The following is a 14,194-nucleotide window of genomic DNA, read 5'->3' as shown; positions in this document are numbered from 1 at the left end:
CCGCGGCGGGGAGTAATCGATTCGGGCGGTGACCACCCCAGACCATAGGATGGACCCCCGTGACACCCGCCGACCTCGCCGAGCTGCTCAAGTCCACCGCCGCCGCGGTGCTGGCCGAGCACGACCTGGACGCCTCCGCCCTGCCGGCCACGGTCACCGTCGAGCGCCCCCGCAATCCGGAGCACGGCGACTACGCCACCAACATCGCCCTCCAGCTGGGTAAGAAGGTCGGCGCCAACCCTCGCGAGCTGGCCGGCTGGCTGGCGACCGCACTGGCCGACCGGGACGGCATCGCCTCGGCGGACGTCGCGGGTCCGGGCTTCGTCAACCTGCGTATCGAGGCGTCCGCGCAGGGCGTCATCATCGCTAACGCGCTGCAGGGCGGTCAGGGCTACGGGCACTCCGCGGAGCTCGCGGGCCAGAACGTCAACCTCGAGTTCGTCTCGGCCAACCCCACCGGCCCGATCCACATCGGCGGAACCCGGTGGGCCGCCGTGGGCGACGCGCTGGGCCGGCTGCTGGCCACCCAGGGCGCCGAGGTGGTGCGCGAGTACTACTTCAACGACCACGGCGCGCAGATCGACCGGTTCGTCAACTCGCTGGTCGCCGCCGCCAAGGGCGAGCCGACACCGGAGGACGGCTACGCCGGCAGCTACATCTCAGACATCGCCGCCCAGATCCTGCAGAAGGATCCCGAGGTGCTGACGTACCCCGACGACCAGACGCGCGAGACGTTCCGGGCCATCGGTGTCGACCTGATGTTCACCCACATCAAGAAGTCGCTGCACGAGTTCGGCACGGACTTCGACGTGTTCACCCACGAAGACTCGATGCACACCAGCGGCCGCGTCGAGCAGGCGATCGCCAAGCTCCGCGACACCGGCAACATCTACGAGAAGGACGGCGCAACCTGGTTGCGCACCACCGAATTCGGCGACGACAAGGACCGCGTCGTCATCAAGAGCGACGGCAACGCCGCCTACATCGCCGGTGATCTCGCCTACTTCCTGGACAAGCGCCAGCGCGGCTTCGACCTGTGCATCTACATGCTCGGCGCAGACCACCACGGCTACATCGCCCGACTCAAGGCCGCCGCGGCGGCACTCGGCGACGATCCGGACACCGTCGAGGTGCTGATCGGCCAGATGGTCAACCTGGTGCGCGACGGCCAACCGGTCCGGATGAGCAAGCGGGCAGGCACCGTCATCACGCTCGACGACCTGGTCGAGGCGATCGGCGTCGACGCCGCCCGCTATGCGTTGATCCGGTCCTCGGTCGACACCCCGATCGACATCGACCTCGAACTGTGGTCGTCGGCGTCCAGCGAGAACCCGGTCTACTACGTGCAATACGCGCATGCCCGGCTCTCGGCACTGGCACGCAACGCGGCCGACCTCGGCCTCGTCGCGAGCACCGAGCACCTCGAACTGCTCGTGCACGATAAGGAAGGCACTCTGATCCGCAACCTCGGCGAGTTCCCGAGGGTGCTCAATGCCGCTGCGGCGCTGCGGGAACCGCACCGGGTGTGCCGCTACCTGGAAGACCTGGCGGGCGACTATCACCGGTTCTACGACTCGTGCCGGGTGCTGCCTCAGGGCGACGAGGCGCCGGGTGACCTGCATGCCGCGCGGCTCGCGCTGTGCGACGCGACGCGCCAGGTGGTGGCCAACGGTCTGGCCATCCTCGGCGTCTCGGCCCCGGAGCGGATGTGATGGCGCACCCCGCAGGCCCACGGCACGCCGAAGAGGTTCGCCACGGCGGGACGCCGCCGCCGCCGCTCGCGGCCGCCGATGTGCTCGAGTTGGCGCCGAACGTGTGGCCGCGCAACGCCGTCCGCGGTGCCGACGGGGTGGTGTCGATCGCGGGCGTACCCGTCACCGGCATCGCCGCAGAGTTCGGCACGCCGGTGTTCGTGATCGACGAGGACGACTTCCGCTCCCGCTGCCGCGACATCGCCACGGCGTTCGGCGGCGGCGACAACGTCCGCTACGCCGCCAAGGCGTTCCTGTGCGGCGAGATCGCCCGCTGGATCGACGAGGAGGGGCTCTCGCTGGACGTGTGCAGCGGCGGCGAACTCGCCGTCGCGCTGCGCGCCGGCTTCCCGCCGGAGCGAATCGCGTTGCACGGCAACAACAAGAGCGTCGACGAACTGACCGCTGCCGTTGCAGCCGGGGTGGGGCACGTCGTCGTCGACTCGATGATCGAGATCGAGCGCCTCGACGAGATCGCCGGGCGACACGGCGTCGTCCAGGATGTGCTCGTTCGGGTGACCGTTGGTGTGGAGGCCCACACCCACGAGTTCATCTCCACCGCACACGAGGATCAGAAGTTCGGGCTGTCGCTGGCCAGTGGAGCCGCCATGACCGGGGTGCGGCGGGTTTTCCAGGCCGGCAACCTGCGCCTGGTCGGCCTGCACAGCCACATCGGATCGCAGATCTTCGACGTCGCCGGATTCGAGATCGCCGCGCACCGGGTGATCGGCCTGCTGCGCGACGTCGTCGCCGAGTTCGGCGTCGACAAGACCGCGCAGATCGCCACCGTCGATCTCGGCGGCGGCCTCGGCATCTCCTATCTGCCGCAGGACGATCCGCCGCCGATGAAGGTGCTGGCCGACAGGCTGCTGGCCATCGTTGGTGAGGAATCGGCCGCCGTCGGACTGCCCGCGCCCCGTCTGGTGGTCGAGCCCGGCCGCGCGATCGCGGGTCCCGGCACCATCACCCTCTACCGGGTCGGAACCACCAAGGACGTCGCGGTCAGCGCGACCGCACACCGCCGTTACGTCAGCGTCGACGGCGGGATGAGCGACAACATCCGGACGTCGCTATACGGGGCCGAGTACGACGTGCGGCTGATCTCGCGCATCAGCGACGCTGCGCCGACACTCAGCCGGGTGGTCGGAAAGCACTGCGAGAGCGGCGACATCGTCGTGCGAGACGCCTGGATGTCCGACGACGTCGCCCCGGGCGACCTCGTCGGCGTGGCGGCGACCGGCGCGTACTGCTACTCGATGTCGAGCCGGTACAACATGCTGGCCCGGCCGGCCGTGGTGGCCGTCCGCGACGGTAGGGCGCGGCTCATCCTGCGCCGGGAGACGGTCGAAGATCTGTTGAGTCTGGAAGTGAGTTCATGAGTAGTGAGAAAGCCGTCGGCGTAGCCGTTCTGGGCCTGGGCAACGTCGGCAGCGAGGTCGTCCGCATCATCGAGCAGAGCGCCGCCGACCTGGCTGCCCGCGTCGGCGCCCCGCTGGTGCTGCGAGGAGTGGGCGTGCGCCGGGTCGCCGGAGATCGAGGCGTGCCGGTCGACCTGCTCACCGACGACGTCGAGGCACTCGTCTCGCGCGACGACGTCGACATCGTCGTGGAACTCATGGGTCCGGTCGAGCCGGCCCGCAAGGCGATCCTGGCCGCACTGGAACGAGGCAAGTCCGTGGTCACCGCCAACAAGGCGTTGATGGCGCAGTCCACCGGTGAGCTCGCGCAGGCGGCCGAATCCGCCCGCGTGGACCTCTACTTCGAGGCCGCGGTGGCCGGTGCGATACCGGTGATCCGTCCGCTCACGCAATCGCTGGCCGGCGACACCGTGCTGCGGGTGGCCGGCATCGTCAACGGCACCACCAACTACATCCTGTCCGCGATGGACGAGACGGGTGCGGACTACGACAGCGCACTGGCCGACGCGAGTGCGCTTGGCTACGCGGAGGCCGATCCCACCGCCGACGTCGAGGGCTACGACGCCGCGGCCAAGGCCGCCATCCTCGCCTCGATCGCCTTCCACACCAGGCTCACCGCCGACGACGTCTACCGCGAAGGGATCACCGCGGTCACCGCCGAGGACTTCGAATCCGCCAAGGAACTCGGCTGCACCATCAAGCTGCTGGCCATCTGTGAGCGACTCACCACAGATGAGGGGCAGCAACGTGTCTCGGCTCGCGTCTACCCGGCGCTCGTCCCGCTGAGTCATCCTCTGGCGACCGTGAACGGCGCCTTCAACGCCGTCGTGGTGGAAGCCGAGGCGGCCGGTCGGCTGATGTTCTACGGCCAGGGCGCCGGCGGCGCCCCGACGGCGTCGGCGGTGATGGGTGACCTGGTGATGGCCGCCCGCAACCGCGTGCAGGGCGGGCGCGGTCCGCGCGAGTCGAAGTACGCCGCACTGCCGGTGTCGCCGATCGGCTTCATCCCGACCCGCTACTACGTCAACATGAACGTCGCCGACCGCCCCGGGGTGTTGTCCGCGGTCGCAGCGGAATTCGGCAAGCGCGAGGTGAGCATCGCCTCGGTTCGCCAGGAGGGAATGGTCGACGAGGGTGGCAAGCCCTGCGGGGCGAGGATCGTGGTGGTCACCCACCGGGCCACCGACGCCGCATTGTCCGAGACCGTCGACGCGCTCGGCGATCTCGACGTGGTGCAGAGCATCAACAGTGTCCTGCGGATGGAAGGCTTCACCGAATGAGCGCACCTTCTCACGCGGTGCACACGCCGTGGCCGGGCCTGATCGCCGCCTACCGCGACCGCCTGCCCATCGGCGACGACTGGACGCCCGTCACATTGCTCGAGGGCGGCACACCGCTGATCCACGCCCGGCGGCTCAGCGAACAGACCGGGTGCACGGTGCATCTCAAGGTCGAAGGGCTCAACCCCACCGGCTCATTCAAGGACCGCGGCATGACCGTCGCCGTCACCGACTCGGTGGCCCGCGGCCAGCAGGCGGTGCTGTGCGCGTCGACCGGCAACACCTCGGCGTCCGCGGCCGCCTACGCCGCCCGCGCGGGCATCACCTGCGCGGTGCTGATTCCGCAGGGCAAGATCGCGATGGGCAAGCTCGCCCAGGCGGTCATGCACGGCGCCAAGATCATTCAGGTCGACGGCAACTTCGACGACTGCCTGGAACTGGCGCGCAAGCTGACCAGCGACTATCCCGCGATCGCGCTGGTCAACTCGGTGAACCCCTATCGCATCGAGGGTCAGAAGACCGCCGCATTCGAGATCGTGGACGCGCTGGGCCACGCGCCCGACGTGCACGCGCTGCCGGTGGGCAACGCCGGCAACATCACCGCGTACTGGAAGGGCTACAGCGAGTACCACCGTGACGGCCTGGCCGACCGGCTGCCCCGGATGCTGGGCACCCAGGCGGCCGGTGCCGCGCCACTGGTACACGGTCAGCCGGTGAAGAACCCCGAGACCATCGCCACCGCGATCCGCATCGGGGCGCCTGCCTCCTGGACGTCGGCCGTCGAGGCGGCACAGCAGTCCGAGGGCCGTTTCCTCGCCGCCACCGACGAGGAGATCCTGACGGCGTACCACTTGATCGCGCAGTCCGAAGGGGTGTTCGTGGAGCCCGCATCGGCGGCCAGCGTTGCGGGACTGCTGAAGTCGGTCGAGGACGGCTGGGTGCGTCGCGGATCCACCGTGGTGTGCACGGTCACCGGCAACGGCCTCAAGGATCCCGATACTGCGCTTCGCGGGATGCCGCCGGTCACCGCGATCGCGGTGGACCCGGCCGCGGTGGTCGCGGAACTGGAACTGGGCTGACGGGACGATCGCCGGTGACCGATACGCTGCCCGTCGGGCTGACCGCGACGTCGGTGGTTTCCGCGTCCAGCGCGAACCTCGGCCCCGGCTTCGACAGCCTGGGTCTGGCGCTCGATCTCTACGACGAAATCGTCTTGGAGACAACCGAGTCCGGTCTGACGGTCGAGGTGGAGGGGGAGGGCGCCGGCCAGGTGGCGCTGGACGAGACGCACCTGGTGGTGCGGGCCGTCGAGGCGGGCCTGCGTGCCACGGGATTTCGCGCGCCGGGTCTGATCGTGCGGTGCCGCAACGACATTCCGCATTCGCGCGGGCTGGGATCCTCGGCAGCGGCCGTGGTCGGCGGACTCGCGGCGGTCAACGGACTCATCGTGCAGGCCGGCGCGACGGCGATGACACAGGACCGGCTGATCCAGCTGTCGTCGGAGTTCGAGGGGCATCCGGACAACGCGGCGGCCGCCGTGCTGGGTGGCGCCGTGGTGTCGTGGACGGAGGTGGACCCCGGTTCGCGGCGCTACGCCGCGGCCTCGCTGCGCCTGCACCCCGGCATTCATTTGTTCCCCGCCATTCCCCAGCAGCGGTCGTCGACGGCGGAGACCCGCGTGCTGCTACCCGAGCAGGTCGATCACACCGACGCCCGGTTCAACGTGAGCCGTGCGGCGTTGTTGGTGGTCGCGCTCACCGACCGGCCCGACCTGCTGATGGCCGCGACAGAAGACGTCCTGCACCAGCCTCAGCGTGGCCCGGCCATGCCGGCCTCGGCGGAATATCTCCAGCTGTTGCGCCGTTGTGGTGTTCCAGCCGTGCTTTCCGGGGCGGGACCATCGGTTTTGGGCCTGAGCACCGAGTCTGTTCTTCCGGCGGCCGTCCACGAGTACGGCGCCGCACACGGGTTCACCGTCGAGAAGATGGCGGTCGGCCGTGGGGTGAGCTGGACGTCCGGCGTTCCTGTCAGGAGCTGACATGCCGGACCTTTCGAAAGGCCACGTTCTTGCTTCCGGCTGAGAAGGGGGCTATTCTCGCTCTCGTCCAGCAATCGCAGCGTCTCTGCCTGCGCCGACACTAGGACGACCACTCATTCTCTCGAAATTCCACTCGTGGATTGACGACTCGCAGTCGGGCGGCGAATTCCGGCGATCACCGTTGCACAGGCGGCGGTGGGACCTTCGCGTTCAGCGAATCCGCTGAATGCAGATGACCCCTTGCGAGATGCGATAGCGAGCGAGGGAAGAAAGGAAATCCGTGACTGATACGGACCTCTTCACAGCTGGCGGCGGCGCCGAGAACGGCGCACTGTCCGACACTGTGACCTCAGACAACACCCCCGCACCGGCTGCCGGCGCCCCCGCCGCCACGTCGGCGGCGGAGACGGCGCCCACAGCCGACGTGGCGTCGGGTGACCGGTCGGCGTCGCTGAGCACCATGGTGCTTCCCGAACTGCGGGCCCTGGCCAGGCAGATCGGCGTCGAAGGCGCCTCCGGCATGCGCAAGGGCGACCTCGTCGCCGCCATCCGCGCCCGTCGCGAGCAGCAGAACGGCGGCCAGCAGGCCGACACCGGGCAGGCCAACGGCCACAGCGCCGAGACGGCTCCGGCCGAGGGGGAAGCGCCTCAGCAGCAGCGGCCCCGCCGCGAACGGCGGGGTGCCTCCCGCCGCGCCGGTGCGCCCGTCGACGGCGAGCCGCAGCAGCCGGCCGCGGAGAGCGACGGCGACGTCAAGACCGAGGACAAGCCCGCGCAGGCGGAGTCCGCGGTGAAGAGCCAGGAAACCGAGACCGCCGACGGCGAGAAGGCGCGCGACAGGCGCGACGACCGCGACAAGGCGTCGGCCGACGCGACCCAGGAACGCAAGCGCGACAACAAGTCCGATGGCGACCAGGGTGACCAGAACCGTGGCGGCAACCGCAACGCGGAGAACCGTGGCGACGGCGGCAATCGTGGTGACGGCGGCAACCGCGGCGACGGCGGAAACCGTGGCGACGGCGGAAACCGTGGCGACGGCGGCAATCGTGGCGACGGCGGCGGTAATCGTGGTGACAACCGCAATGCGGACAACCGCGGCGGCAATCGGAATGCGGACAACCGCAACAACGACAACCGCAACGCCGACAACCGCAACGCCGACAACCGGAACAACGACAACCGCAACGACGACAACGACGACGACGAACGCGGTGGCAGGCGTGGCCGCCGGTTCCGCGATCGCCGGCGCCGTGGGGAACGAGGCGCCGAGGGCGCCGGCGGCGGTGGCGGTGACACCGAACTGCGTGACGACGACGTCGTGCAGCCCGTGGCGGGCATCCTCGACGTGCTCGACAACTACGCCTTCGTGCGGACCTCCGGCTACCTGGCCGGCCCCAACGACGTCTACGTGTCGATGAACATGGTGCGCAAGAACGGCCTGCGCCGCGGTGACGCGGTGACCGGTGCCGTGCGGGTGGCCAAAGAGGGTGGTGACGGCGGCAACCAGAATCAGCGGCAGAAGTTCAACCCGCTGGTGCGCCTGGACAGCGTCAACGGCGGCCCGGTCGAGGACGCCAGGAAGCGGCCCGACTTCAACAAGCTGACGCCGCTGTACCCGAATCAGCGGTTGCGTCTGGAGACCACCCCGGACCGGTTGACCACCCGCGTCATCGACCTGATCATGCCGATCGGCAAGGGCCAGCGCGCCCTGATCGTCTCGCCGCCCAAGGCCGGTAAGACCACGATCATGCAGGACATCGCCAACGCGATCACGGTCAACAACCCGGAATGCCACCTGATGGTGGTGCTCGTCGACGAACGGCCCGAAGAGGTCACCGACATGCAGCGTTCGGTGGTGGGCGAGGTGATCGCCTCGACCTTCGACCGGCCGCCGTCAGACCACACCCAGGCCGCCGAGCTGGCGATCGAGCGGGCCAAGCGGCTCGTGGAGCAGGGCAAGGACGTCGTCGTGCTGCTGGACTCGATCACCCGCCTGGGCCGCGCGTACAACAACGCGTCGCCGGCCTCGGGTCGCATCCTGTCCGGTGGTGTGGACTCCACGGCGCTGTACCCGCCGAAGCGCTTCCTCGGCGCCGCCCGCAACATCGAGTTCGGCGGCTCGCTGACGATCATCGCCACCGCGATGGTCGAGACCGGCTCCACCGGTGACACGGTGATCTTCGAGGAGTTCAAGGGCACCGGCAACGCGGAGCTCAAGCTCGACCGCAAGATCGCCGAGCGCCGGGTGTTCCCGGCGGTCGACGTGAACCCGTCGGGCACCCGCAAGGACGAGCTGCTGCTGTCGACCGACGAGTTCGGCGTCGTGCACAAGCTGCGCCGGGTGCTGTCCGGTTTGGACAGCCATCAGGCCATCGACCTGCTGATGAGCCAGCTGCGCAAGACGAAGAGCAACTACGAGTTCCTGGTGCAGGTCTCCAAGAACACGCCGGGATCGGTCGACAACGACTGACAATGGCTGAGCAGAAGAGCCCCCGCCCGAACGGCGGGGGCTTTTCTTCGCCCCTCGTCAGTACTCAGGGTTGAGTAGTCTGGCGGCATGGCCACCACAACGATCCCGATGCTGCCCTGCGTCGCGCCCGAGCAGACTGTCGAGTTCTTCACTGCGCTCGGCTTCGAGACGATCTACAGCCAGACCCGTCCGTACCTGTCGCTGTGGTTCCGTCGCGCCGAACTGGAGATCCAGTACGTGGGAGCGCCGAAGAACCTCGACCCCGCCGAGGAGAGCTCCGGTGGCTGCGTGGTGATGGTCGACGACCAGGACACCCTGGCCGGGCTGCACCGCGACTTCACCGTCGCGCTGCGCGGCCACTACGGGAAGGTGCCGGCAACGGGCAGACCGCGGATGACCTACTTCCGGCCGGGCCAGACCCGGTTCTCCGCGGTCGACCCGTCCGGCAACAGCCTGGTCTTCATCAGCCGCGACGAGCCCATCGAACTCGAGTACGGCGGCTCGGCGGCGCTGACCGGGCTGGCCAAGGTGATCGACAACGCGCGGATCTTCCGCGACTTCAAGACCGATCCCCGTGCGGCCGCCCGGGCGCTCGACTCCGGGCTGCGCCGTCACCGTGCCGACGCGCCGCTGCGTGACGTCGCCCGCGCGTTGGCCGCCCGCGCAGAAGTCGCTGTCGCACTCGGGGACCGGGCGCGCGCCGACGAGATCGACGCCGAACTGAATACCCTGCCACTGACCCAGGCCGACCGTGCCGCGCTCGCCGACGACCTGGCCGCGGCCGCCCGGCTCGAACGCTGGCTGTCGGACTGATGTCGACCGTCCGGCTCCTCGTACTGGGCGTCGTGAGGATGCGCGGCGCCGCACACGGCTATGCCGTGCACCGGGAACTGACGTCGTGGCGGGTGGACACCTGGACGAGCGTGAAGCCGCCGTCGATCTACCACGCGGTCAAACAACTGGCGCGCGAAGGACTGCTGGTGGACGCAGGCCGCACCGAGGCGTCACGCGGGCCGGCGCGCCTGGCGTACCGCGTCACGGCGGCCGGGGAGCAGGAGTTCTACCGGTTGCTCGAGGCGGCCCTGCTCAGTCCCGACATCGAGGAGTTCGGTGCGGGCATCGCCTTCATGCGTTTCCTGCCCAGGCGCCGGGTCGTCGAGTTGCTCGAGGCGCAACTGGGTGTCACGCGAACAATCGGCGATCAGTTGCAGGACATGAAGACGCAGTGGCCCGACGCGGACGAGCCGCCGCACGCCCAGCATCTGCTGGACCTGTGGCGCGGATCGTTCGCCGCCACCTCGGACTGGACGGCGCAGATGCTCGCCCGCATCGCCGGTGGTCAGTTCACCTTCGACGACGACGGGGACGGCGACGGCGAAGCTCGGCCGGATCAGGATCAGATCGCGGGATCGGACCGCAGGCCGGGCATCACATAGCGCCGGACGTGGCTGAGCATCGCTTCGGAATCGCCGGCGTCGAGCGTGTTCCCCGGGACGGTGGCCAACGAGAGAATCACTCGCGCAATCCATTCCGATGCCTCGGCAATGTCAGTCTCGGCGTGGATCTCGCCGGCGTCGCGGGCGGCGACGAGGTAGCGGGACCAGAAGTCGGCGAGGTCTGGAACGAGTCCCGCCACACCGGCGCCCGCGCACGCCGCGAACTCCTCGGGCTCGTCGATCCGCAGCTTCATCAGGAGCGCGCCGGGGTCGTCGTAGGCGGTGCGGCCGTGCCGGATGCCTGCCACGAGCTGGCGGTCGAGGCCGGTGACCGACTCCAGCATCGCGTGCGCCTGCGACCAGTAGGCGTCGTTGAGGCGAACGATCGCGGCCCCGAGCAGCGACACCTTGTCGGGGAAGTGCCGGTACAGCCAGCCGCGCGACACGCCGGCCTGTTCGGCGACCTGCGACACCGTCGTCGCGCGAATGCCGTTGGCGCGCAGACACTCCTCTGCGGCGTCGATCAACCGATCGCGCACCGTCGGGGTAGGAGTGCTCGCCGTCACCTGTGGTTCCCTTCCGCAATCTGCCGCGGAGCCGCCCGCGTCGGATGCATTCTGCCAAGTGACGTGCCGCGCACGGTCCGCGACACCGGAATGGTAGACAACCATGGTAGACACTTCTGCGAATCTGTTCACAACTCGACGAGGCGGCCGGGCATGACCGAAACCCTGCAGCAACTCCTGCGCGAACGTGCCGACCGCGACACGGTCGCGGTGCGCCACGGCGAGCGCAGCTGGACCTGGCGCGAGCACATCGCCGACGCGACCACCCAGGCGGCGGCACTGATCGCCGCAGCCGATCCGCAGCGGCCGCTGCACGTCGGCGTCCTGCTCGGCAACACCCCCGACATGCTGACCGCGCTGGCCGCCGCGGCGCTCGGCGGTTACGTCCTGTGCGGTGTGAACACCACGCGACGCGGCGACGCACTCGCCCGAGACGTCGCCCGGGTGGACTGCCAGATACTGCTCACCAACGCCGAACACCGCCCCCTACTGGACGGCCTCGAACTGCCCGGTGTCACGGTGTTCGACACGTCGAGCGCGGAGTGGGCGCAACGTCTTGTCGCAGCGCCCGCGCTGACGCCGCACCGCGAGGTCGCGCCGGACGACACCTTCATGATGATCTTCACCTCGGGGACCAGCGGCGAACCCAAGGCCGTCGAGGTGCCGCACTCGATGGTGCTGTTCGCCGGCAGCGCGCTGGTGCAACGCTACGAACTCGGTCCGGACGACGTCTGCTACCTCGCGATGCCGCTGTTCCACTCCAACGCCGTGTACGCCGGCTGGAGCGTCGCCGTCGGCGCAGGGGCGGCGATGGCGCCGGCGTCCTTCTCGGCGTCACGATTCCTCGCCGACATCCGCCGCTACGGCGTCACCTACATGAACTACGTCGGCAAGCCGCTGGCCTACATCCTGGCCACCACCGAGCAACCGGACGACCATGACAACCCGTTGCGTATCGCCTTCGGAAACGAGGCCGCCGATCGCGACATCGAAGCCTTCGGCCGGCGCTTCGGATGCACGGTCTGGGACGGGTTCGGCTCCACCGAGACCGCGGTGATCATCACCCGGCCCGACGACTGCCCATCGGGGTCCATCGGCCGCGGCTTCCCCGGCGTGGCGATCTACGACTCCGAGACCCTGCAGGAGTGCGCGGTGGCCGAGTTCGACGCCACCGGTGCGCTGGTCAACGCCGACGACGCGGTGGGGGAGCTGGTCAACACCGCGGGCAGCGGGCTGTTCCGCGGCTACTACAACGATCCTGACGCAACGGCGGACCGGATGCGCCACGGGATGTACTGGTCAGGGGACCTGGCCTACCGGGACGCCGACGGCTGGATCTACCTGGCGGGCCGCACGGCCGACTGGATGCGCGTCGACGGCGAGAACCTGACGTCGGCGCCGATCGAGCGGATCTTGTTGCGGCTGGAGGTGATCAACAGAGTCGCGGTGTATCCGGTGCCCGATGACCTCGTCGGCGACCAGGTGATGGCCGCGGTGGTGCTGCAGGACGGCGCGACGCTGACACCGGCGGAGTTCGAGACGTTCCTCGCCGCCCAGCTCGACCTGTCGCCGAAGGCGTGGCCCCGCTACCTGTGGATCGCCGACGACCTGCCCAGCACGGCCACCAACAAGATCCTCAAGCGCGAACTGGTGGCCCGTGGGACGGATCCGCGAGGCAGGGTGGTCTGGAAGCGATCCGGGACCGGATACGCGGCACACGGTCAGCCGGCGGTCAGCGGTACGGATCGGTGATCTCGCGCAGCGACATCAGCATCCCGCGCAACTGTTCGTAGGCTTCCGGGCCGACGTGGGTGCGCCATTCGGCCTCCACCTTGGCGACCTCGGCGGCTGCCGCCGCACACAGTGCTCCGCCTCTGGCGCTGAGCGTCACCAGGCGTGCCCTCGCATCGGCCGGATCGGGTCTGCGCACGACGTAACCGCTCCGCTCGAGTTCATCGATCAACGCTCCCGCGGTCTGCTTGGTCACCTGCGCCTGCTCGGCGAGTTCGGTGACACGGATGCCGTTCGAGCTCAACCTCTGCACGATTCGACATTGCGCCACCGTCAGGTCGTCGAAGCCCGCGGCCCGCAGCGCCTGGAAGATCTGCGTCTCGGCAGCGCGATGCGCGATGAAAAGCAGGGTCGCGGTATTGGGCGCTTCAGTCACCCCGTTGACTTTAGTACGGGTTCCTGACTACTTTAGTCAGGTAACCTGACTACAAGGGAGGCGCGTCGTGAACACCGACAAGATCTGGCATCACATCGACTCCGAGCGGTCCTCCCTGGCCGACCTCCTCGAGACGCTCGACGCCGACCGGTGGGCGACACCGTCACTGTGTGCGGGATGGACCGTCCGTGACGTCGCCGTGCACATCACCCAGTCCGGCGCGCCCTGGCACCGCCTGGTCCGCGAGGTGCTGCGCTCCGGCTTCCGCTTCAACGCGATGGTGCACCGTGTCGCGCGCGAGGATCCCAGCACGCCCGAGGAGATCGTCGCGACGCTGCGTGCCATGGCGGGCAGCCGGCGGCGGCCACCGGGCACCGCCGTGGCCGACCCGCTGATGGACGCGCTGGTGCATGGTCAGGACATCGCCGTACCGCTGGGCGTCGACCGCCCGATGCCGCCCGATGCCGCGGTCGTCGCGGCCCGGCGGGTGTGGGACATGGGCTTCCCGATGCACGCGCGGAAGCGATTCGCCGGGGTCGAGTTCACCGCCACCGACGCCGACTTCCAGGTGGGTGACGGCGCGCAGGTGCGGGGACCGATCCGCGACATCCTGCTGGTGCTCTCGGGCCGGCGCGCGGGCCTGCCCGGCCTGTCCGGCCAAGGAATAGCGGCAGCCTCCGCCGGTGTTTAGGAGGTTGGCGGCTGACCTGGCATAATCGACCGCTAGTCACCCTCGGTTCCGGTTCACGCCTGATCTACCAGGTCAATGGCAGGCGACCCGGCGGCCAACGAATGAAGAGGACACCAATGAAGACGGGAATTCACCCCGAATACGTCGAGACCACCGTCCAGTGCGGCTGTGGCAACTCGTTCCAGACTCGCAGCACCAAGGGCAGTGGCCAGATCGTGGTCGAGGTCTGCTCTCAGTGCCATCCCTTCTACACCGGCAAGCAGAAGATCCTCGACAGCGGTGGTCGTGTCGCCCGCTTCGAGAAGCGCTATGGCAAGCGCGCCGGTGCCGCGGAGAAGAAGGCCGCCGACAAGTAGCTGCCCTTCCGACGCCCGTTC

General features: G+C 69.0%; 13 protein-coding genes. 11 read left to right on the top strand and 2 right to left on the bottom strand.

Features of this window, described 5'->3' with window-relative positions; genetic code table 11:
• Nucleotides 1-59 precede the first annotated feature (59 nt).
• The 8 genes from argS (at nt 60) to AB0K11_RS06725 (ending at nt 10,393) form a co-directional block, all read left to right on the top strand.
• Entirely contained in the window at nt 60-1,712 is a 1,653-nt protein-coding gene (gene argS / locus AB0K11_RS06760) for an arginine--tRNA ligase (RefSeq protein ID WP_364973916.1), read from the top strand.
• Complete coding sequence (gene lysA, locus AB0K11_RS06755) at nt 1,709-3,130, top strand: diaminopimelate decarboxylase (protein ID WP_364973914.1); 1,422 nt, start codon at nt 1,709-1,711, stop codon at nt 3,128-3,130. Before argS ends, lysA begins: the two co-directional genes overlap by 4 nt.
• Entirely contained in the window at nt 3,127-4,449 is a 1,323-nt protein-coding gene (locus tag AB0K11_RS06750) for a homoserine dehydrogenase (protein WP_364973912.1), read from the top strand. Before lysA ends, AB0K11_RS06750 begins: the two co-directional genes overlap by 4 nt.
• Nucleotides 4,446-5,528 (top strand): threonine synthase, encoded by a 1,083-nt coding sequence (thrC, locus tag AB0K11_RS06745; RefSeq protein WP_364973909.1) that lies wholly within the window; start codon nt 4,446-4,448, stop codon nt 5,526-5,528. Before AB0K11_RS06750 ends, thrC begins: the two co-directional genes overlap by 4 nt.
• A 14-nt stretch (nt 5,529-5,542) precedes the next feature.
• The gene (thrB, locus tag AB0K11_RS06740) at nt 5,543-6,487 is read left to right on the top strand and encodes a homoserine kinase (RefSeq protein WP_364973906.1); all 945 of its coding nucleotides are present in this window, start codon (nt 5,543-5,545) and stop codon (nt 6,485-6,487) included.
• 280 nt (nt 6,488-6,767) lie between these two features.
• Nucleotides 6,768-8,957 (top strand): transcription termination factor Rho, encoded by a 2,190-nt coding sequence (gene rho / locus AB0K11_RS06735; protein WP_364973904.1) that lies wholly within the window; start codon nt 6,768-6,770, stop codon nt 8,955-8,957.
• Nucleotides 8,958-9,044: 87 nt separating this feature from the next.
• Entirely contained in the window at nt 9,045-9,770 is a 726-nt protein-coding gene (locus tag AB0K11_RS06730; protein WP_364973901.1) for a glyoxalase, read from the top strand.
• Nucleotides 9,770-10,393, top strand: coding sequence for a PadR family transcriptional regulator (locus tag AB0K11_RS06725; RefSeq protein WP_364973899.1), 624 nt, complete (start codon nt 9,770-9,772; stop codon nt 10,391-10,393). Before AB0K11_RS06730 ends, AB0K11_RS06725 begins: the two co-directional genes overlap by 1 nt.
• Here the strand turns inward: AB0K11_RS06725 and AB0K11_RS06720 are convergent.
• On the bottom strand, nt 10,354-10,959 hold the full coding sequence (locus tag AB0K11_RS06720) for a helix-turn-helix domain-containing protein (RefSeq protein WP_364973896.1): 606 nt from the start codon (nt 10,957-10,959) through the stop codon (nt 10,354-10,356). The two genes, AB0K11_RS06725 and AB0K11_RS06720, sit on opposite strands and share 40 nt — an antisense overlap.
• Nucleotides 10,960-11,112: 153 nt before the next feature.
• Here AB0K11_RS06720 and fadD1 point away from each other — a divergent pair, with 153 nt between their 5' ends.
• A complete protein-coding gene (gene fadD1 / locus AB0K11_RS06715) occupies nt 11,113-12,711 on the top strand; it encodes a fatty-acid--CoA ligase FadD1 (RefSeq protein WP_364973894.1) in 1,599 nt (532 codons plus the stop codon).
• Here fadD1 and AB0K11_RS06710 read toward each other — a convergent pair.
• A complete protein-coding gene (locus tag AB0K11_RS06710) occupies nt 12,692-13,126 on the bottom strand; it encodes a MarR family transcriptional regulator (protein ID WP_364973892.1) in 435 nt (144 codons plus the stop codon). The genes fadD1 and AB0K11_RS06710 overlap by 20 nt on opposite strands.
• Nucleotides 13,127-13,193: 67 nt before the next feature.
• On the opposite strand from AB0K11_RS06710, the gene AB0K11_RS06705 reads away from it, so the two are divergent.
• A complete protein-coding gene (locus AB0K11_RS06705) occupies nt 13,194-13,817 on the top strand; it encodes a maleylpyruvate isomerase family mycothiol-dependent enzyme (RefSeq protein WP_364973889.1) in 624 nt (207 codons plus the stop codon).
• Nucleotides 13,818-13,933: 116 nt separating this feature from the next.
• Complete coding sequence (rpmE, locus tag AB0K11_RS06700; RefSeq protein WP_364973886.1) at nt 13,934-14,173, top strand: 50S ribosomal protein L31; 240 nt, start codon at nt 13,934-13,936, stop codon at nt 14,171-14,173.
• The last annotated feature ends 21 nt before the right edge of the window (nt 14,174-14,194 follow it).

The organism is Mycobacterium sp. NPDC050551 (assembly GCF_040674075.1).
GTDB lineage: Bacteria > Actinomycetota > Actinomycetes > Mycobacteriales > Mycobacteriaceae > Mycobacterium.
The sequence above is the reverse complement of the archived record's forward strand: the minus strand, read 5'-3'. Positions and strand labels throughout refer to the sequence as shown.

What these genes read in the sequence shown, in the direction of transcription:
- AB0K11_RS06750 (WP_364973912.1), top strand. Translation starts at nt 3,127, where the DNA reads ATGAGTAGTGAGAAAGCCGTCGGCGTAGCCGTTCTGGGCCTGGGCAAC.
- thrC (WP_364973909.1), top strand. Translation starts at nt 4,446, where the DNA reads ATGAGCGCACCTTCTCACGCGGTGCACACGCCGTGGCCGGGCCTGATC.
- AB0K11_RS06730 (WP_364973901.1), top strand. Translation starts at nt 9,045, where the DNA reads ATGGCCACCACAACGATCCCGATGCTGCCCTGCGTCGCGCCCGAGCAG.
- AB0K11_RS06725 (WP_364973899.1), top strand. Translation starts at nt 9,770, where the DNA reads ATGTCGACCGTCCGGCTCCTCGTACTGGGCGTCGTGAGGATGCGCGGC.
- fadD1 (WP_364973894.1), top strand. Translation starts at nt 11,113, where the DNA reads ATGACCGAAACCCTGCAGCAACTCCTGCGCGAACGTGCCGACCGCGAC.
- rpmE (WP_364973886.1), top strand. Translation starts at nt 13,934, where the DNA reads ATGAAGACGGGAATTCACCCCGAATACGTCGAGACCACCGTCCAGTGC.